This window comes from Streptomyces sp. ISL-99 (assembly GCF_018614005.1).
Lineage (GTDB): Bacteria > Actinomycetota > Actinomycetes > Streptomycetales > Streptomycetaceae > Streptomyces > Streptomyces flavidovirens.
This window is the reverse complement of sequence record NZ_JAGGPC010000021.1, coordinates 147,286-167,312: the sequence shown is the minus strand read 5'-3', so window position 1 is coordinate 167,312 and position 20,027 is coordinate 147,286. Positions and strand designations below refer to the sequence as shown.

Genomic DNA, 20,027 nt, shown 5'->3' with positions numbered 1-20,027 from the left:
TAAACTCGACGATGACCGGCGACCCGTTCTCGTCCAGCCCGAGCGAGTCGATCCGGCCGCCGTGGACCGGCCCCGTCCCGTACTCGCTTGCCAGGAAACGGACCCCCAGCAACGTCTCCATGTGCGCCTCGACGAGGCCCTGCACATCCGCCTCGACCCCAGCAAGACGCGGCGTAACCTCGCTCACGCCGTTATTCGTCGTGTTCGTGCGGAACAACTTCAGGCCCGACACCTTCCCCTCCTCGATTCGGAGATCATCAACGCCGGGTGAGGGCAGGATTGTTTCCGCGAGGGTCTTCGGAAGTGCCTTCTAAACGCCTGGCCTCTTCAACGAAGAGCCTCCCTTCCATGAGCGTCGGCTCGGGGAACGGTCAGCCCGCCGATCGGCCGTGCTGAACATGGCCGCAGGCCGGCCCGGGAGCAGCGCTGCTCATCGAGCTGCCCCATACCACGTGGGTAGAACCGGTGAAAGCCCTGGAGCCCGCCGACGGGTTCCCCTCAAAACCTACGCAACCGCCTCGTGGATCACTCGACGACCATGTACCGGGAAGCGCGGCGGAGGACCTGGGGTCCTCTGGCCCGGCCCGCGTCTTCAAGCTCGGCCCCCCTCCCGGCTCTCCAGCGGCCGTCTATGACCGTGGCCGGGTGTTAGACACGGCAACCACCCCCGCTCGCGCGGGAAGCACTACGTCCGCAGGTTCAAATCCTGCTGCCCCGACGGTCCACCCCCCGCTCGCGCGGTGACTTCGGTCCCGGGGGCGGTCCACCCCCGCTCGCGCGGGAAGCACTCGTTCAAGCCGTCCGACCGTCACAGCGTGGACGGTCCACCCCCGCTCGCGCGGGAAGCACCTGTACGACCAAATTGAACGCCGTGGCGCCTACGGTCCACCCCCGCTCGCGCGGGAAGCACGCCGCCGACCGGCGAGCCGTGCTCAGCGGGTTCGGTCCACCCCCGCTCGCGCGGGAAGCACGGGGACTGTCAGCGGCTCGGTCTCGGTGCTCACGGTCCACCCCCGCTCGCGCGGGAAGCACCCCGGCATGCGGAACGCCGAGCGCGAGACCATCGGTCCACCCCCGCTCGCGCGGGAAGCACGGTTCGGGTTCGGTGGCCATGGGGTTACCTGCCGGTCCACCCCCGCTCGCGCGGGAAGCACGGGCCGGCGGCCGCTCGTGCTGTACCACTGGTCGGTCCACCCCCGCTCGCGCGGGAAGCACTCGATCAGCGCTGCCAGCACGTCGAGGCTGAGCGGTCCACCCCCGCTCGCGCGGGAAGCACGGGGGCCGCGCGAGCGCCGTGGAGCTGGCCCACGGTCCACCCCCGCTCGTGCGGGAAGCACTCTACAGAGCCCGCCAGGTCGGCTTTGAAGCTCGGTCCACCCCCGCTCGCGCGGGAAGCACGCGAGTCCAGTCCGGGGCCCGCTCCACCATGACGGTCCACCCCCGCTCGCGCGGGAAGCACGAATCGACCGGGCCGCTCCTTCTATCAGCCAACGGTCCACCCCCGCTCGCGCGGGAAGCACATCGCCAACCCGGTCGGGGTGGAGGGCTCCAGCGGTCCACCCCCGCTCGCGCGGGAAGCACCGCCATGACGCTCGTTGCGAGCGCGATGGACACGGTCCACCCCCGCTCGCGCGGGAAGCACCCTGTTCGCCCCACGGGCTGACAGTCCCACGGCGGTCCACCCCCGCTCGCGCGGGAAGCACGTGGTGAGGGCGTCCTCGGTGGAGCGGAGCAGCGGTCCACCCCCGCTCGCGCGGGAAGCACGCCGCGATAAGCGACACGCGCTCGATCTGCTGCGGTCCACCCCCGCTCGCGCGGGAAGCACGGCCCCGGGTTCACCGTCCGGCCAGCAGCGTCCGGTCCACCCCCGCTCGCGCGGGAAGCACCCGCGGGCCGTGGTCGTCACGTAGAACGACGCCGGTCCACCCCCGCTCGCGCGGGAAGCACTTTCGAGGACGCGAAGGACTTCATCGGCAAGGCGGTCCACCCCCGCTCGCGCGGGAAGCACGTCAGCGGCACGCCCTTCTGAATGACGAGGCTCGGTCCACCCCCGCTCGCGCGGGAAGCACGTGGACTCCGGCGCCCCGCCGTACATGTTCGCCGGTCCACCCCCGCTCGCGCGGGAAGCACTCCCCGCTCGTCGCCGCAGCGCTCGCCGCCTACGGTCCACCCCCGCTCGCGCGGGAAGCACGCTCGCTCATGTGGTCGACTCCTCGTTCGCCGCGGTCCACCCCCGCTCGCGCGGGAAGCACCGCAGGTCAGCACATCGCTTAACCTCGCGCACCGGTCCACCCCCGCTCGCGCGGGAAGCACAGGCGGTCGCGCAAGACAAGTCGAACGCCAAGCGGTCCACCCCCGCTCGCGCGGGAAGCACCGCCCCTCCCGAATCAGGGCCTCGGGGTTGTCCGGTCCACCCCCGCTCGCGCGGGAAGCACCGGTCCCGGACCCTGCGCCCCCACACTCCGAGCGGTCCACCCCCGCTCGCGCGGGAAGCACGTGCGGTTGGTCGGTCAGCGTGCGCGATTCGGCGGTCCACCCCCGCTCGCGCGGGAAGCACTTGCGCCGCGGCTTCGGAACGTCCCGAACCGCCGGTCCACCCCCGCTCGCGCGGGAAGCACACGGCAACCTCGGCGACCCGCACACGGTGAAGCGGTCCACCCCCGCTCGCGCGGGAAGCACATGCCGCCGAGCCGGTACGGAACGCCCTTGTACGGTCCACCCCCGCTCGCGCGGGAAGCACAGGGGCGTCGACTCGACAGCCGACACCCGCTGCGGTCCACCCCCGCTCGCGCGGGAAGCACGAGGGACTCCGTGACGCGATGGGCGTCCATTGCGGTCCACCCCCGCTCGCGCGGGAAGCACTCGATGCCGATGACGTTGACGAGGTAGGGCGGCGGTCCACCCCCGCTCGCGCGGGAAGCACCCTGGAGCGCCTGACGCCCCAGGTTTGCCTGGCGGTCCACCCCCGCTCGCGCGGGAAGCACGTGGTGCTGCGATGACTGCCACGATTCCCGAGCTGGTCCACCCCCGCTCGCGCGGGAAGCACGTGAGGATCGCCGGCTCGGGGGTGACGAGGAGCGGTCCACCCCCGCTCGCGCGGGAAGCACGCTTGTCGCCGCGGTGATCTACGCGTACAAGAAGGTCCACCCCCGCTCGCGCGGGAAGCACCCCTGTTCGGTTACTCGGCGGATGTGTCCGGCCGGTCCACCCCCGCTCGCGCGGGAAGCACTCCATCGGCTCCGCCTGCTCCTGCTGCTCCACCGGTCCACCCCCGCTCGCGCGGGAAGCACACCTCGTAGCCACGGCGCGCGGCGCGCATCGGCGGTCCACCCCCGCTCGCGCGGGAAGCACATCTGGAGGAATGCCAGCACGCGAGAGCGTCGCGGTCCACCCCCGCTCGCGCGGGAAGCACTACGTCTCGGCGAGCTTCCGCTCCGGGGGTAGCGGTCCACCCCCGCTCGCGCGGGAAGCACGCCGGTGAACAGGCCGGTGTTCGACAAGGGGACGGTCCACCCCCGCTCGCGCGGGAAGCACGCCTTCATCCACTCACGGGCAAAGGTGCCGAACGGTCCACCCCCGCTCGCGCGGGAAGCACGGGCACGTCGTTGGGGGTGCGGATCTCAAGGGCGGTCCACCCCCGCTCGCGCGGGAAGCACGCTACGGCCCCGGAGGGCGAGCGCAACCGGATCGGTCCACCCCCGCTCGCGCGGGAAGCACCGCAGCGTCGCCGCCTCGATCTTCGCCAGCGTCGGTCCACCCCCGCTCGCGCGGGAAGCACGTGCGCAGGACCTCGCGGTCCGTCAGGCGGTACGGTCCACCCCCGCTCGCGCGGGAAGCACACGTTGCGGATCTCGCCGCGTAGTTACCTGCGCGGTCCACCCCCGCTCGCGCGGGAAGCACGGACTGGTGGGCCAGGTGTTGGTGTTGAGCTTCGGTCCACCCCCGCTCGCGCGGGAAGCACGCCCACATGGCCCGCCACCGCGCCGAGCAAGTCGGTCCACCCCCGCTCGCGCGGGAAGCACCCCGGACAAGCTCTTTGCCATCGTTCGATCTCCGGTCCACCCCCGCTCGCGCGGGAAGCACGAGCTTTTGCCCCTCGTCGTCTTTCCAGCGGGCGGTCCACCCCCGCTCGCGCGGGAAGCACCCGGTGCCGTCAGGGTGGCGCTGGTCGCCGAACGGTCCACCCCCGCTCGCGCGGGAAGCACTTGGCGTGCTCGGTTGGTGGCCTGTTGAGGGCCGGTCCACCCCCGCTCGCGCGGGAAGCACGGCACAGTCATGTCCTGACCTGCTGGTTCCATCGGTCCACCCCCGCTCGCGCGGGAAGCACGGGAGTGGAGGGAGGGGCGGCGGGTGATCCAGCGGTCCACCCCCGCTCGCGCGGGAAGCACTCCAGATCGGCCCGCCGATACCCGGCAAGGTTCGGTCCACCCCCGCTCGCGCGGGAAGCACGAAGTCAGCCGGGCCGACTACCTCGCGCCCCTCGGTCCACCCCCGCTCGCGCGGGAAGCACATGAGCGTCGACATCCGCATGACCGGGCCGATCGGTCCACCCCCGCTCGCGCGGGAAGCACGACTCGCCGTGCGGCTTGCGGTCGTCGCGGACCGGTCCACCCCCGCTCGCGCGGGAAGCACGTGAAGGTCGCCGCCGTCACATCGGACGGCGACGGTCCACCCCCGCTCGCGCGGGAAGCACTTGCGCACCGGCTGGTCGTCCCCGCGGGTGCCCGGTCCACCCCCGCTCGCGCGGGAAGCACGCCGGGTCGCGGCCCAGGATCGCGCGGCGTGCCGGTCCACCCCCGCTCGCGCGGGAAGCACCAGTTCTTCGCGCGGTGCGTGCACCCGGCCAACGGTCCACCCCCGCTCGCGCGGGAAGCACCGGGAGCGGGCCCTAGTCAAGGACGCAGCCGTCGGTCCACCCCCGCTCGCGCGGGAAGCACCAGGTAGTTGTCGACGGTGAGCCGCTGGTGCTCGGTCCACCCCCGCTCGCGCGGGAAGCACGACTCGCCGTGCGGCTTGCGGTCGTCGCGGACCGGTCCACCCCCGCTCGCGCGGGAAGCACGAGACCCTGAACGACACCACCGCGGTGCGCGCCGGTCCACCCCCGCTCGCGCGGGAAGCACAGCCGCCGCCCGCCACCAGCTCCGCCTCCGGGCGGTCCACCCCCGCTCGCGCGGGAAGCACACTTCCTGACCTGCAACGTTCCAAGCCCTTTGCCATTTCTTGGGGTAGGCGCTGGACCTGCATCAACCCATATTGTCAGAAGCGTCTGCTTGAGTGCTCCCTTGCCGTAACAATGACGGAATGGTGCGATGGGGGCAGCATGGTTGATGTTCGGTTGCTGGCGAAGTCACGGGACTTGGAGGAGCCCTATCCCGTCATCGCACACCTGGTGGACACCGCCATGGTGTGCGGGGCGCTCTGGGATCAGACCTTGACCGCAGTGCAACGCGCGCGGATCGCTGAGGGGCTCCAGACGGAGGAGAAAGAAGCCCGGACGCTGGTCATGACCTGGGCCGGATTGCATGATCTTGGGAAGATCATGCCTCGGTTCCAGCGCATGATCACACGGGAGCGATCTGAACAGCGGGTTCTCTTGGGAGAGCCGTCCTTTGCCCATGACTGGTCCGTAGAGACGTCCAAGACGGTGCGTCACGAGTTTGCCACGAGCAGGGTCATTCCGCTCCACATGGCGGAACTCGGATACCCCTGCAAGGGTGGACCTGTAGCTGGCCTTCTGACGGCGCAGCTCGCTCAGATTCTTGGGGGGCACCACGGCAAGTACCCGACTGGGGTCGAGCCTGCCGATCTCGTCGACCCGCTCAGGAACATGCCGGACTTGGGAAAGGGCGCTTGGGCAGCTGAGAGACGAGCACATGTGACGGCTCTGCAGGACGTTCTTGGCGCTGCTCCCGCCACCTCCAGGAAGAAGCTTCCCGTCGAACTCGCCGTGCTCGTCACCGGCCTTGTGATCGTTTCCGACTGGGTAGCGAGCCAGGAGCACCTCATTGAGGCTCAGCAGGCCGCAGTGGGCAAAGACATGTCCCCTCTCAGGGAGCCCAGGGGCCAGCGTGCTCATGCCCGACGGATGGCCGCGGCCGCTCCGGTCCACATCCGCGACGCCGGACTCGGTCAGGCGCGCTTCGCGCCCCAGAGCTTCCGCGACATGTTCCCCGAGATCACCACGCCATACCCTCTCCAGGCCAGTGTCGAGGCCGGGCTCATGGACGCAGTGAGGGGGCCTGGCATTCTGCTCGTGACCGCTCCAACCGGCGAGGGCAAGACGGAGACCGCGCTCTACGCAGCTGCCCTCATGGGCGCCGCCTGCGGCAGCAGCGGGCTGTTTTTCGCGCTCCCTACCCAGGCCACCGCGAACCAGATGTACGAGCGGGTGAGCCGCTGGGCCAGGGCAAATCTTGTCCAGGACGCGGCGCTCACGCTGCTTCATGGGAACGCCGACCTCTACGCGTCCTATGCCGAGCCCGGCACAGCAGCACTAGTCGCCCCGCCGGAGTGGGACGAGGCCACCGAGCCCCGCGTTCTTTCCGAGCACGCGGATGAGCCCGGTACCGGGAGCGAGGCGGTCTCCGTGACCGCTGGCCGATGGTTGCGCTGTCGAGGCAGGGGCATTCTCTCACCGCTGGCTGTCGGCACCGTCGACCAAGCACTCATGGGCGTCCTCCCTCTGCGGTGGAACGCCCTGAGGCACCTCGGGCTCTCAGGAAAGACCGTGGTGATTGACGAGGCCCATGCCTACGACACCTTCACCCACGCGTTGCTCCTGCGGCTTCTGCACTGGCTCGGCGCACTGAAAGTACCGGTCGTTCTGCTGTCTGCGACGCTTACCGGCGAGAGCGCACGCGGCTTGTTGGCCGCGTATCTAGAGGGTGCCGGACACCATTCCGGATCGTACGAGCTTCCCCCGCCCGCCTATCCAGGGTGGATCTACGCGGATGCTCAGGATGCGAACTTCGTTGTTCCCGCCGAGCCGGTGGGCAGCGGACGGGAGCGCGAACTTCGCCTGGACGTACATCCGGTGAACCATTCGTACGCACCGGACGTGGAGGACGGCCGACTGGCCACGCTCCTTCGCCTGGTGGAGGGCGCGACCGCCGGCGGGGGCTGTGTGGCGGTCATCTGCACAACCGTTGCTGAATCTCAGCGCACGTACGAAGCCCTGCTCACCCATTACCGGGAACGCTTTACGAGCGCGTACGCGGGATGGGACGACCGCAATACGGCCGACGCGGCGAGCGAGGCTTCTGAGGCCGGTCCTCGACTGCGCCTCCTGCACTCGCGTTTCCCGAGCGACCGGCGCGGTGGGATCACCGCCGAGGCTGAGGGGTGGTTCGGGCGAAGCGACAAGGCCGGCGTACGCCGACCCCGGGGCGGGCGCGCCGCAGTTCTCGTCGCCACGCAGGTAATTGAACAATCGCTTGATTTTGATTTCGATCTCGTCATCAGCGATCTCGCCCCAATGGCGATGCTGCTTCAGCGGGCGGGCCGGGTATGGCGGCATGCCGTCAACAACGCCCTCCGACCGCCGTGGGCGTCAGCGCCGCGGCTGTCCGTACTCGCCCCGGTGGATGACAAGGGCAAACTCGCGGTCCCGGTCGAGTGGGGAGAGGTCTACTCGCCGTCACTGCTCCAGCGGACGCTGGAAACGCTGCTCGAACGGGGCCGGAATCCCGTCCGCGTGCCGGGTGACGTGCAGGGGCTCGTGGACAAGGTGTACGACTTGGAGTTCGCCTCGGCCGACCCCGACACCCTGTTGCGCCGAGACCTGGAGCGCATGGCGGGCGACATGGCGCACACCGGGATCGCGAAGCTGGTCATGCTGCCTCCGCCGCGCGACGTCGCAACTTTGCACACGCTGACGGACAGCGACGCCGACCCGGACCTGGTGGCCACCCGGCTCGGTGTGGAATCCGTTCCCGTCCTGCCGGTCTTCGTCAACGAGGAGGGGCGGTGGCTGGACGCAGAGGCCACCATCCCCCTGCCTGAGCGCGGCAGCGGCGCCAAGGGCCGTTTCACGCGCGCCGAAGTGCGGCGCCTGCTCGGTCTCGTCGCACCGCTGCCGCACGGCAAGTGGCGTGCGGCGTGCACGAAGGCCAGCGAACCCCCGAGAGCGTGGCGCACCGAACCGAGGCTGGGACGCGTCGTACTGATCCCGCTCCGGCTCTCGGGCCCCGGAACGCATGAGGCGGCCATGCTGGACGAGTACGAGATTTCCTACGCCCACGAGTTGGGGATGGTGCTCCGACGGAGGCTCGGGGCCTGAGAGGGAGCCCTGGGACGCACCTGTGGAGCCTGGCTGCACTTCTGAAGAAACGCTCACTCTTGTCAAGTGACCTACCGCAGCGCTGACTTGGCGCTACTCTGGCGGCGTCGCGGCGAAAGGGGCGGGTGAGCTGGCAGCCAGTCAGCTTGCCTTCTCGTTCCCTTTCTCCCAGCGGCGCAGGAGAAAGGTGTCGACTCCACAAGGCCCCGGCGTCGTCGCGGGCCCACCCTCACAAGGAACCTGAAGGCGGACCCGCCCCCGCTCTCGCGGGAAAGAGACGAGCACCAGGTTTCTCTGAACACACGGTCACTCGGACCACCTCCGCGCGGGCGGAGACCCGGCTCACAGCCAGGTTCCCAGCGTACGACTACCCGCCCACGCCCCGCTTCCCGCATCCGCCTTCCAAAACCTGAGGTACTCCACTCCCATGCCTCACCCCGTTCACCGGCACCCCTCGACCGACTTCTACGATCTCCGCACACGCCCCTGGGTGCCCGTGATCTCGGGTGACCGTACCCAGTCCGTAGGTCTGTGTGAACTCTTCCTACGAGCACACGAGTTCACCGCTCTCGGCGTCGCTCTCCCTCCCGCCGCCTCCGGCCTCCACCGCATCCTGTGCGCGATGGCCGCCCGCATCACCGGTCTCGACACGGCCACAGGCGGCGACGAATGGCAGGAGCGGCGCTATGAACTACTGGACAGGGCGGAAGGCTTCGCACCCGGATGCGTGCGGGCATACTTCAACCAGCACGCCGACGGCCTACGGCTCCACGACCCCGCGCGCCCTTTCCTCCAGGATCCGCGACTGGCCGAGGAGTGCCCGTCTTCCTCTGGAGTGAACAAACTGGTTCTAGCCAGACCAGCCGGCAACAACCAGGTCTTCTTCGGTCACTTCACGGATGACGAACAGGTCGCGCTCCCCTCGGGGGAGGCCGTCCTGCATCTGATCGCCCAGCTCTATTACGGCCCCTCCGGCCAGTGCACACCGCGCACGGTGGACGGTGAACGCTTTGGGAACACGATGGCCGGCCCGCTTCGCCGGGTCCTGTCGACACACCCCGTGGGACCCACCCTCTTCGACTCCCTGCTCATGGGCATCCCCGAGCCGGCTGCCTGGCCCTCGCCGTCCCCGGATTGCCTGCCGGACGGGTGCCCTTGGGAGCGGGAGACGCTGCCCGCTCCCCGCGTCCTCCCCCTTCCTCCCGCCGGTCCGCTCTCTCTTCTCACCGAGCAGTATCAGCACGCTGTCCTGCTCAAGCCCGGCCCCACGGGGAACGAGGTCGTCGACGCCACGATCACCTGGGCACTGCGAGTGAACCGTCCCGCCGTACGTGATCCCTATCTGATCTGGGACACGCTCAAGGACGGCACACCTCGCCCCCGGGACGCCAAGGCCGAACGGGCCCTGTGGCGTGATCTCGATGCCCTCGTGCTCATGAAGCGGGCGGACGGCGGGCGCAGACCGCACATCTTCGACGGGCTGAGCGGCTGGCTCCCGGAGCCCGTCGCCGAACGACTGCGCGTCACGGCCTTCGGATTCGACCAGGACGGTCAGACCCGCGACCGTACCTACTTCAGCGCCATCACTCCTCCACTGTTCTCGCTCCTGACCGCTCCCGGCTCCGAGCAGGACAACGCACTCGCCCTCGGCGTGCGGGAGGGCCGCGAAGCCGCGGAGAAGGCGGCCTGGCACCTCTCGACCGCCTTGCGCAGTGCGTGGCGCTCGTACACGACGCCCTTCGCCGACGAGGCACGCCCCGACACGGGAGGCGGCAGAGCGTCCGGCACAGCACCCGCATCGAATGCGGGCGCCGGCGGTGGCGGGAGCAAGAAGTCCAAGCACCCGGGCCCTTGGCCGGAAGCCGCCCTGACCGCGTACTGGCCTGCCGCCGAGGAACGCTTCTGGGACCTGCTGCACTCGGCCGACTTCAGTGATTCACTCCGCGTGTTCGGAACACTGGCACTGGAAATTTACGACCGGACGACCGCCCCAGTAGCGTCCAGTCCGCGTGGTGCCAAGGCCCGGGAACACGCCCGCGGTCTCGTTCGCAGCCTGCTGGAGAAGCGGCGCGACACGGCGCACCCCACCGGCCAGAACTGAGCCGCGCCGCCCAGCCTCGTCCCGTCATCCGGCGCAGTCCCGGCAGGCACTGGTCTTTCCCAAATAGGAAGAAGACATCCATGAGCACTCAGGCACCGTCGCCACGTACGGACACGGAGCCGCCCCCGGCCAACGATCAGCTGTCACCGGGCGGCAGCCCCAGGCTCAAGGAGTACGACGAGTTCGTCAAGGCGGTGCGCGACGCCTGCGGCGCGCCTGGCACACAGCAGGCCCTACGTCGGGCCCTGGGCCGGGACCCTGAGGAAGTGCCGGCCCGCACCCATGCCGCTCTCATGCGTCCGGGGCTTCTCCCCTACGGCGTGCGAGGAGCACGGCGCCGCGCCTACTACACGGTGGCTGCGCTCATCGCCGCCAGGCCCTCAGCGGAACGTCTCGCGGCGCAGGAGTCAGAGGGCGAGGCGGCCCAGATCACGGAGACCGCGACCGATACGCGGCGGGCCGCCGACGAGCCCGCCACCGGGAAGCCGCCCGCGCAGCACGCCGGGGACGTACCCGCCTCGGGCATGTCTCATCAGGGCCGACGGAAGAACCTCGGTGAGAGCCTCGCCCTGGCAGTCGCCCGTCAGGGGGAAGGCATCAAGGCAAACGGCGCGGAGTCACGCCTCCACCTCATGGTCCGCCAAGACAGCGACGGGCTGCATCGGATGCTCCCGGGCGTCCTGCGCTTGCTCGGTTCCGCCGGAGTTCCCGTCGACTACAGCCGACTGCTCAACGACCTTCTGCGCTGGGAACGTTGGCAAGAAGACGTCGTCGTCGAGTGGCTGGAGAGCTACTACCGGACCCTGCGCCGCGCCCAGGAATCAAACAACTGACCACTCCCCCGGCAAGCCAGGGGCGACATGTACGTGCTGGCCGGCCACTACAGGCCCACCGGCACACGGGCGCCTGCTCAAAGTACCGCGCCCGCACCGACCGCCCCTCCCACCAGCCCTACTGCTCGACCCACCACACTGCCCCACCCCGGCCACTCCCACGAACGGAAGAACCACATGCCCGAGCCGACCTCCCGGACGACGATTGACTCCCGGCAGACGCCCCGCTTCCTCGACCTGCACGTGTTGCAGACCCTGCCCTTCAGTAACGTCAACCGAGATGATCTCGGTTCACCGAAGACCGTCATGTTCGGTGGTACGACACGCACCAGGGTCTCCAGCCAGGCGTGGAAGCGCCCCACCCGGCAAGCCGCCGAGGCGAGCATCGGCGAGCGAGCTCTGCGCACCCGGCGTCTGCCGCAGCAGGTCGCCCACCTGCTGCGCGAGGACAAGGGCTGGCCCGCGGAGCTCGCCGAGCTCGCCGGCGCCCAGATCATCCGGTCCGCCGAGACGAAACTCGCCCTGGACGACGGCGACCGGACCACGGCGTCTCTCCTTTTCCTCCCCGACTCGGCCGCAGGCGTCCTCGCCGCCCTGGCGGAGGAGCACCGCCCCGCGCTGGAAAAGGCTCTGGGGAACAAGGCCGCCGAGAAGAAGCCGCTACTGCCCAAGGACCGGGTGCATGAGGTACTGCGCTCCCGCAACGGCTCCATCGCGTTGTTCGGGCGGATGCTCGCGGAGATCCCCGGGGCAGGGGTCGACGGAGCGGTACAAGTGGCGCACGCCTTCACCACACACAGCACCTCTGTCCAGGCGGACTTCTTCACCGCGGTGGACGACGCCGAGCAGTGGGCGACCGATGCGGGCAGCGGTCACATGAACACCGGCGAATACAGCAGCGGCGTGTTCTACCGTTACGCGACCCTCGACCTCGACGACCTGACCCGCAACGTCCCCGAGCCGGCGACCGCCCGTATCCTCGCCGAAGCCTTCGCCACGGCCTTCCTGAACAGCCTTCCCTCTGCGAAGAAGACCTCCACGGCGCCACACACCGTGCCCGACCTCGTCCACATCGCCGTACGCGCCGACCGTCCTGTCTCCTTCGCCGCCGCCTTCGAGGAGCCCGTCCGCGCTACGACCGAAGGCTGGGCGGGGCCCTCACGGACCGCCCTCAGCGAGTACGCGTTCCGGGTCGAAAAGCTGCTGGGGAGCTCCGGAATCGTCCACAGCGCGCATGCGGGAGTGATGGCCAAACCCCTGGAGGGGCTGGGCGAGCAGGCCGACTCGTACGCAGGATTGGTCAGCGACGCACTCGCCCGGATCTACCCCGAGCCCGGAGCTGCAGCCGAGCGGGAGCAGTCGTGAACAACGGCTTCCTCCTCCAGCTCGGCGGACCCCTCCAGTCCTGGGGTGAGCACAGCGCCTTCAACGACCGGGACACCATGGCGTATCCAACACGCTCAGGGCTGATCGGCATGCTCGCCTCGGCTCGCGGCATTCCAAGGGCGGAGGCCGTCGACGGCCCTCCCGACTCGACGCCGACCGCCTTCGCCTCCTTGCGCGCACTACGCTTCACCGTTCGAGTGGACCGGCCTGGCACCCGCCTGCGGGACTTCCACACAGTGGGAGGCGGATATCCGGCGCACCGCACCCTTCCCACTGCCAAAGGGGGCCGCCGCAAGGCCGAAGCCGCCACTCTCGTCTCCCACCGCCACTACCTCGCGGACGCCTTCTTCACCGTGGCGGTGACGGCAGCACCAGGAGCGGCCGATGATCTGCTGGCGACGTGCGCCGAAGCACTGGCCCATCCTCGCTGGCCCCTCCATATGGGGCGCCGTTCCTGCCCGCCTGGCGCTTCACTGTTGCTGCGCGCCGAGTCCGCGGATCCACTGGCCGAACTCTGTGCCGTTCCGCTGGCCAGAAAGCTCCCGGCAGGCACCCGAGGAGGGCCGACGGCAACCTCCCCGGCTGCTCAAGTCTCGGTTGGGTTCGTGTCCGACACCCCCTTTCCCTCGAACGGCTCCTGGGGAAGCGGCTCCTCCTCGGTGTCAACAACCCTCAACGACGAGCCGGTTCGGCTCACCGCACGCGACCGCATCCACCGCGCCCGCCCGGTGTACACCGCGCACCGCATGCTGCCCGCCCAGAACTGCAAGGGGTACGGCGCCGCGTACTTGCGGGCACTTGACGAGTACCTCAACCCCGCCTCACCCGACTTGCCCGTCACACCCGTCATGCCCGTCATGCCCGAAGGGAAGCGCTCATGACCACCGGCCTCTCCCCCGTACCGGAGGCAGAGGGCGCGGCACACGCTCACGCCTGGCTGCTCCGCCTGCTGCTGGACCCGGGACACCGGGAGGTGCAGCGCGACCTCCGTGACGCCTCGGCTCTGCACCGGCGCGTCATGTCCCTGGTACCGGACGGTCTCGGCGAGGCGCCCCGCGCACGCGCCGGTGCGCTCTTCCGGCTGGACACGGACGGTGTCGGGCCCACCGTCCTGCTTGTCCAGAGCCGTCTGGCCCCCGACCCCAGCCGTCTCCCCGCGGGCTATTCGCGGTCCGCCGCCGTCAAGGACATGAGGCCCATGTTCGAGGCGCTCCGCCCCGGCCTCGCCATCCGCTACCGGTTGCTCGCCAACACCGTGCGCCGCTGCGGGCCCAACAGCACAGCCGGCAAGTGGAAGCAGGTCGTTCCCCTGCACGGTGAGGAGGCCGACCAGTGGTGGGCCACGCGCGCAGAAGCAGCCGGCCTCAACCTCCACACGCTGCTTCCCTCTCCCTCCGACGGACTCACCTCACGGCACCTTCCCAAAGGCACCACGCCACCCGACGGCAAACAGGCCCCCCGGCGCATCCCACGCGCGACGACCCTGTTCGAGGGGTCGGCCACCGTGCGAGACCCGGAGGCACTGCGCCACGCACTCCTCCACGGTGTCGGGCGCAGCAAGTCTTACGGCTGCGGGCTGTTGAGTCTCGCCCCGAACCAGGTCTAGGAGGCCGGCATGTCCGCAGCCAACGGCGTTGTGGCCACCCCCGGCGAGGGAAAGGACAAGGGCACACCCGCGAACCCCAAAAAGCAGTCGGCATACCGGCCCGGCTCGGCGCGCGCCCGCATCGCCAAGCCCACACTCGCCATGCTGCCGCGCGTGGGGGACTCACTGTCCTTCCTGTACGCGGACATCGTGCGCATCGTCCAGGACGACACCGGAGTCTGCGCCGAGACCACCTCAGCAGAAGGGGAGATCACGCGCGTATACCTTCCTACGTCAGCGCTCTCCTGCCTCCTGCTCGGCCCCGGTACTTCCATCACGCAACCCGCGATGGCCACGTTCGCCCGGCACGGAACCACGGTGGTATGCACCGGATCCGGCGGCGTCCGCTGCTACTCGGCGACCACGTCGGATGCCCTGACGACGCGGTGGCTGGAACACCAGGTACATCAATGGAGCGACCCTGAACGGCGCCTCTCGGTCGCCAGGCAGATGTATCTTTCACGCTTCGACATGGCCGTACCCCCCACCACGAAAGTGGAACAACTGCGCGGCCTTGAGGGACAACGCGTCAAAGCCCTGTACAAGGCACTCGCACAGCAGCATCGCATCGGCCGCTTCCGGCGCAACTACGACCCAGCCGCCTGGTCCGAGCAAGACCCGGTCAACCTGGCTCTCTCCTCCGCGAACACCTGCCTCTACGGCATCGTGCACGCCGCCCTGACCGCGCTCGGCTGCTCACCCGCACTGGGCTTTGTGCACCAGGGAAAGCAGCTCGCCTTTGTGTACGACATTGCCGATCTCTACAAGGCCGAGCTGACCATCCCCTTGGCTTTCTCCCTGCACGACTCCCCCTACCCGGAGGCGATGGCAAGACGCGGCTTCCGCGAAGAGCTACGCCTCTACAAGCTGCTCCCGCGCATCGTGCGCGACGTGCAGTCCCTCCTCGCCCCCGCCGAGGTGGAACCGCTGCCGGACGGCCACGCAGTGGCCATGGTCAGTCTCTGGGATCCCGAAGTGGGTTCAGTTCCCGCAGGCACGAACTACGCGAACCTCGCCACAGACAGTCAGAGCGAGCCTGATACAGACGACGATACGACGTAGGACAGCGAGCCTCGCCCACAGCCCACGCCCCCACCACTGAAGCCGAAGCCGGTGAAAGATGCCCTCAATGACCGTCCTTCACACCACGGCCGTCCCGGAACATGTCCGCGGAGCCCTCACCCGCTGGCTGATCGAACCAACGCCCGGCATGTATGTCGGAACCCTGTCCGCCCGCGTGCGCGAAGCCTTATGGGCGGTAGTGAGCGACTCCCTCACAGACGGCGCCGCAGTCCTGATCTACCCGGACTCCAACGAACAGGGGTTCACGCTCAAAACAGCGGGAGAACGCCGCCGCATCCCTGTCGATTTCGACGGTATTACCCTTATCGCCTTCCGCCCAGAGGAATACCAAGAAACGGCAAACCCTTCGTAGAAGCCCAGGTCGCGAAGGGGTGTTCCCGCGCGAGCGGGGGTGGACCGGAAAAAACCGCATGAGGAACCAGCACGACGACGGTGTTCCCGCGCGAGCGGGGGTGGACCGACATAGCCCTGGAACTCCAGGAGCACCTACTGGGTGTTCCCGCGCGAGCGGGGGTGGACCGTGGTCGTGCTTCCCGTCCGGGTGTTCCACGGGGGTGTTCCCGCGCGAGCGGGGGTGGACCGTCGAGGGGCATGACGGCAGCGTCGGCGAACGTGGTGTTCCCGCGCGAGCGGGGGTGGACCGGTGGAGCTGGCGGTGCTGCTGCGCCTGGTCGAGGTGTTCCCGCGCGAGCGGGGGTGGACCGCGGGCGCGGGAGGAGTTCGCGCATGCCTTGTCGGTGTTCCCGCGCGAGCGGGGGTGGACCGGCCGCGGTCGCCCGGGTGCTGGGCTCGCGGGCGGTGTTCCCGCGCGAGCGGGGGTGGACCGGACAAACGCCGGATCCTGGGCGGCACGTTCGTGGTGTTCCCGCGCGAGCGGGGGTGGACCGCAGTGTCCTTCGGGGGCCATCAGGGCGGCGGCGGTGTTCCCGCGCGAGCGGGGGTGGACCGTCGAACTTCCCCTCGCGGAACCGTGGCACTGCGGTGTTCCCGCGCGAGCGGGGGTGGACCGTCCACCCATGGCACGTGGCCACGGCCGGATCCCCGAGTCCGGTGTTCCCGCGCGAGCGGGGGTGGACCTGCGCGAGCGGGGGTGGACCGACCACCGTACTGCGCTGGGCGATCGTCCAGGGGGTGTTCCCGCGCGAGCGGGGGTGGACCGGACGGCGAGGTTCCAGTGAGCGCCCAGCGGATGGTGTTCCCGCGCGAGCGGGGGTGGACCGGCCACAGGTACCCCGCACCCCCGCGACACCGAGGTGTTCCCGCGCGAGCGGGGGTGGACCGATCACGACCCGCGTGAACATCATGCTCCGCGAGGTGTTCCCGCGCGAGCGGGGGTGGACCGCCTGCGAACTCCCCACACGGCGGCCGCCGCCCGGTGTTCCCGCGCGAGCGGGGGTGGACCGGCCGGGCAGCCGGGATGACCGCCGACGACCACGGTGTTCCCGCGCGAGCGGGGGTGGACCGCTGCCGGAGGAGCGGAGACGCCCCCCACCATGGGTGTTCCCGCGCGAGCGGGGGTGGACCGTCGGCGAAAAGTTCGCGGGCGATGACGTGAGAGGTGTTCCCGCGCGAGCGGGGGTGGACCGACCGGATTCAGCGCAGCGGCCGAGGCCGCGAAGGTGTTCCCGCGCGAGCGGGGGTGGACCGCCGCCGCCAGAAGCGGCCTCGGCGCCGACACGGGTGTTCCCGCGCGAGCGGGGGTGGACCGCGCGCCCGCATCGACGTCGACACCTCGGGCGCGGTGTTCCCGCGCGAGCGGGGGTGGACCGTCCTGGGACAGGCTGGTGATGCGCTGGTCCGTGGTGTTCCCGCGCGAGCGGGGGTGGACCGCCGCTGCAGCTGCCGCGAAGCAGCTGGCTGACGGTGTTCCCGCGCGAGCGGGGGTGGACCGCAACGATGCCCCACTCGTCCGCACCGAGGGAGGGTGTTCCCGCGCGAGCGGGGGTGGACCGCGCGACATGGGCCGCTACCGGCAGCAGTACGTGGTGTTCCCGCGCGAGCGGGGGTGGACCGATGCTCGCCAACAACGGCGTCGGGGGCCCCGTGGTGTTCCCGCGCGAGCGGGGGTGGACCGCGATGGACGGGCCCCGACGGCGGCCCGACAGGGGTGTTCCCGCGCGAGCGGGGGTGGACCCTGCTGATCCGCCTGGGCGAGATAGGCGAACACGGTGTTCCCGCGCGAGCGGGGGTGGACCGGCGGCTCGGGCGCGTGCGGCCTGGTCCCGGATGGTGTTCCCGCGCGAGCGGGGGTGGACCGGCCCGCGCCATGCTCGGTGAGGAGCAGTACGAGGTGTTCCCGCGCGAGCGGGGGGACCGCGCGTGCCGTAGGGGCCGTTGACCGGCTTCAGAGTGTTCCCGCGCGAGCGGGGGTGGACCGTTCGCACTGTGGGTCCTCGCCGGGTACACCGCGGTGTTCCCGCGCGAGCGGGGTGGACCGTCGTCGCCGTCGATGGGGTGGGTCTCGGCCGTGGTGTTCCCGCGCGAGCGGGGGTGGACCGCTGGTGGAGCGCTCCTCCCGCCTGTCCTCGGCGGTTTTCCCGCGCGGGCGGGGGTGGACCGGTGCGGCGTCAGTCCACCAGCACGGACACCGGCGTGTTCCCGCGCGAGCGGGGGGACCGCCCTCGGTGCTTTGCCGAACACACCGCGCAGCTTCCCGGCGAAGTCGCCCTTCCGATACGGTGCGTAGCCCCCAGCCTTGCCGGGAGGGCGCCTGTCACCAGCGGTGATACCCCTCAAGTGCGGCCCTCCCTGGGGAGAATCTGGGGAGAATGAAGCCCCGCTGGGGAGCGCCTGGGGAGAATCGACCGCGTAAACGGACAGTCCGGTGAAAGCATGGGAAAGACTTATCGCAGCAGGTCACAGCGCCTCACCGACTGATTTCCGCAGGTCAGCCCCACGGGGGCGACGACTTCAAGAAGATCTCGTCGTGGGCCGCCATCCTGTTTGCACCCACACTCGTGGGAACCATCTACGGCATGAACTTCGACCACATGCCGGAGCTGCACTGGGCGTCCGGCTACCCCTTCGCGATCCTGCTGATGGCGGTGGTGTGTACGAGCCTGTACGTAATCTTCAAGAAGCGCGACTGGCTGTAGGCAGCACGGCGGATGCGCTGATCGACTTCACAGCAGCGAACACTCCCAGAGGTCTGTTCCGATGCCCGGGGGGAATCTGGGGAGAATGCGCCGCGCTGGGGAGCGGGCCATCGTTCCCCTCACCTGCTGTTCCGCACCTCTCGCACGGCTCGATTCGTACCGCCCCGCCGCCGCAGCCCGTCACTAAGAGTGTCTGCCAACCCCGTATGGCAGCCGCCTCAGATGCTGTCGACTGCTTCACCGGGCACCACACACACCCGGGAAGGCCGATGGGAACCGAAACCGCACCCGCTGCGCGGTCGCCAGTGGCCACACCTCCCGTTGCGGAGGCGCCGTCGCGGCCTCAGGGTGGGGGCCGGCGTCGGCACGGCGATCGGGACCTCGCACAGCAACTGCACGTTGTCCGCCGTGTGCGTACCGCCCTCCGCCCACCGGACTAGTGACCTGAGTCGGAGATTCATCGTTGGTTGGGTATGAGTCGTCCGGGTCCGAAGATTCCGCCGTTGTCGGTGACCGATGCCCAACGGGCTGTGCTGGAGGGCTGGGTGCGTCGCCGTACGACAGCCCAGGCTTTGGCTCAGCGGTCGCGGATCGTGCTGGAGTGCGCCGAGGGACACTCCAGCATGAGGTGTCACGTCGGCTGCATGTCACTGCGGACACGGTCCGCACCTGGCGGCGGCGTTTCCTCGAACGTGGCTTGGAGGGCCTGTCCGACGAACCCAGGCCCGGTGTCCCACGGAAGATCACCGACGCCGATGTCGAGCGGGTCATCGTCAAGACGCTGGAGGAGAAACCGAAGAACGCGGCACACTGGTCGACCAGGTCCATGGCGGCGGCCACGGGCATGTCGCAGTCCGCGGTCTCGCGGATCTGGCGGGCGTTCGCCCTGGCCCCGCACCGGTCACAGACGTTCAAGCTGTCCACGGACCCGTTGTTCATCGACAAGGTCCGTGACGTCGTGGGTCTCTACCTCGACCCGCCGGAGAAGGCCCTGGTGCTCTGCGTGGACGAGAAGTCGCAGATACAGGCCCTGGACCGGTCCCAGCCCGTCCTGCCGATGGTGCCCGGCATCCCCGAACGCCGAAGCCACGACTACATACGCGTCGGCACCACCACCCTGTTTGCCGCTCTGGAAGTCGCCACCGGCAAAGTGATCGGCTCTCTCCACCGCAGGCACCGGGCTGTCGAGTTCAAGAAGTTCCTCGCCAAGCTCGACAGGGAAGTCCCCGCCGACCTCGACGTGCACCTCATCCTCGACAACTACGTCACCCACAAGACACCCGCCATCAAGCAGTGGCTGCTGGCCCACCCACGCTTCCATCTGCACTTCACGCCGACCAGTTCGTCGTGGCTGAACCTGGTGGAGCGGTGGTTCGCCGAGCTCACACAGAAGAAACTCAAGCGAGGTGTCCACCGCTCCGTCCAAGCCCTCGAACGCGACATCCGAACCTGGCTCGCCGACTGGAACGACCACCCACGGCCCTTCATCTGGACCAAGACCGCCGACGAGATCCTCGACAAAGTCGCCGCCTACTGCCGACGAATCTCTGACTCAGGTCACTAGGCCGTTTCCTTCGGATCACCGTGCGGACCAGATGAAGGTGCC

General features: G+C 69.6%; 8 protein-coding genes, 3 pseudogenes and 2 CRISPR repeat arrays. Of the genes and pseudogenes, 10 read left to right on the top strand and 1 reads right to left on the bottom strand.

What is annotated here, in order from left to right:
* Positions 1 to 232, bottom strand: a pseudogene (locus J7E91_RS12890) (transporter); the annotation flags it as partial.
* 527 nt (positions 233 to 759) lie between these two features.
* Positions 760 to 5,181: a CRISPR direct-repeat array (repeat unit 29 nt; unit sequence CGGTCCACCCCCGCTCGCGCGGGAAGCAC).
* A 112-nt stretch (positions 5,182 to 5,293) separates the two neighbouring features.
* Here J7E91_RS12890 and J7E91_RS12885 point away from each other — a divergent pair.
* The 10 genes and pseudogenes from J7E91_RS12885 (at position 5,294) to J7E91_RS12840 (ending at position 19,985) form a co-directional block, all read left to right on the top strand.
* Entirely contained in the window at positions 5,294 to 8,278 is a 2,985-nt protein-coding gene (locus J7E91_RS12885; protein WP_214902381.1) for a CRISPR-associated endonuclease Cas3'', read from the top strand.
* A 427-nt stretch (positions 8,279 to 8,705) separates the two neighbouring features.
* Positions 8,706 to 10,379, top strand: coding sequence for a type I-E CRISPR-associated protein Cse1/CasA (casA, locus tag J7E91_RS12880; RefSeq protein ID WP_214902378.1), 1,674 nt, complete (start codon positions 8,706 to 8,708; stop codon positions 10,377 to 10,379).
* Positions 10,380 to 10,459: 80 nt separating this feature from the next.
* A complete protein-coding gene (gene casB, locus J7E91_RS12875; RefSeq protein ID WP_214902362.1) occupies positions 10,460 to 11,212 on the top strand; it encodes a type I-E CRISPR-associated protein Cse2/CasB in 753 nt (250 codons plus the stop codon).
* 177 nt (positions 11,213 to 11,389) lie between these two features.
* Entirely contained in the window at positions 11,390 to 12,577 is a 1,188-nt protein-coding gene (gene cas7e, locus J7E91_RS12870; protein ID WP_214902359.1) for a type I-E CRISPR-associated protein Cas7/Cse4/CasC, read from the top strand.
* A complete protein-coding gene (cas5e, locus tag J7E91_RS12865) occupies positions 12,574 to 13,479 on the top strand; it encodes a type I-E CRISPR-associated protein Cas5/CasD (protein ID WP_214902356.1) in 906 nt (301 codons plus the stop codon). Before cas7e ends, cas5e begins: the two co-directional genes overlap by 4 nt.
* Entirely contained in the window at positions 13,476 to 14,204 is a 729-nt protein-coding gene (locus J7E91_RS12860) for a type I-E CRISPR-associated protein Cas6/Cse3/CasE (protein WP_214902353.1), read from the top strand. Before cas5e ends, J7E91_RS12860 begins: the two co-directional genes overlap by 4 nt.
* 141 nt (positions 14,205 to 14,345) lie before the next feature.
* The gene (cas1e, locus tag J7E91_RS12855) at positions 14,346 to 15,305 is read left to right on the top strand and encodes a type I-E CRISPR-associated endonuclease Cas1e (protein WP_251015593.1); all 960 of its coding nucleotides are present in this window, start codon (positions 14,346 to 14,348) and stop codon (positions 15,303 to 15,305) included.
* A 67-nt stretch (positions 15,306 to 15,372) separates the two neighbouring features.
* A complete protein-coding gene (cas2e, locus tag J7E91_RS12850; protein WP_374224685.1) occupies positions 15,373 to 15,678 on the top strand; it encodes a type I-E CRISPR-associated endoribonuclease Cas2e in 306 nt (101 codons plus the stop codon).
* 18 nt (positions 15,679 to 15,696) lie between these two features.
* A CRISPR array of direct repeats spans positions 15,697 to 17,946; the repeat unit is 29 nt; unit sequence GGTGTTCCCGCGCGAGCGGGGGTGGACCG.
* Positions 17,947 to 18,169: 223 nt separating this feature from the next.
* Positions 18,170 to 18,421, top strand: a pseudogene (locus J7E91_RS12845) (CorA family divalent cation transporter); the annotation flags it as partial.
* Between the two features lie 473 nt (positions 18,422 to 18,894).
* Positions 18,895 to 19,985, top strand: a pseudogene (locus tag J7E91_RS12840) (IS630 family transposase).
* Positions 19,986 to 20,027 lie beyond the last annotated feature (42 nt).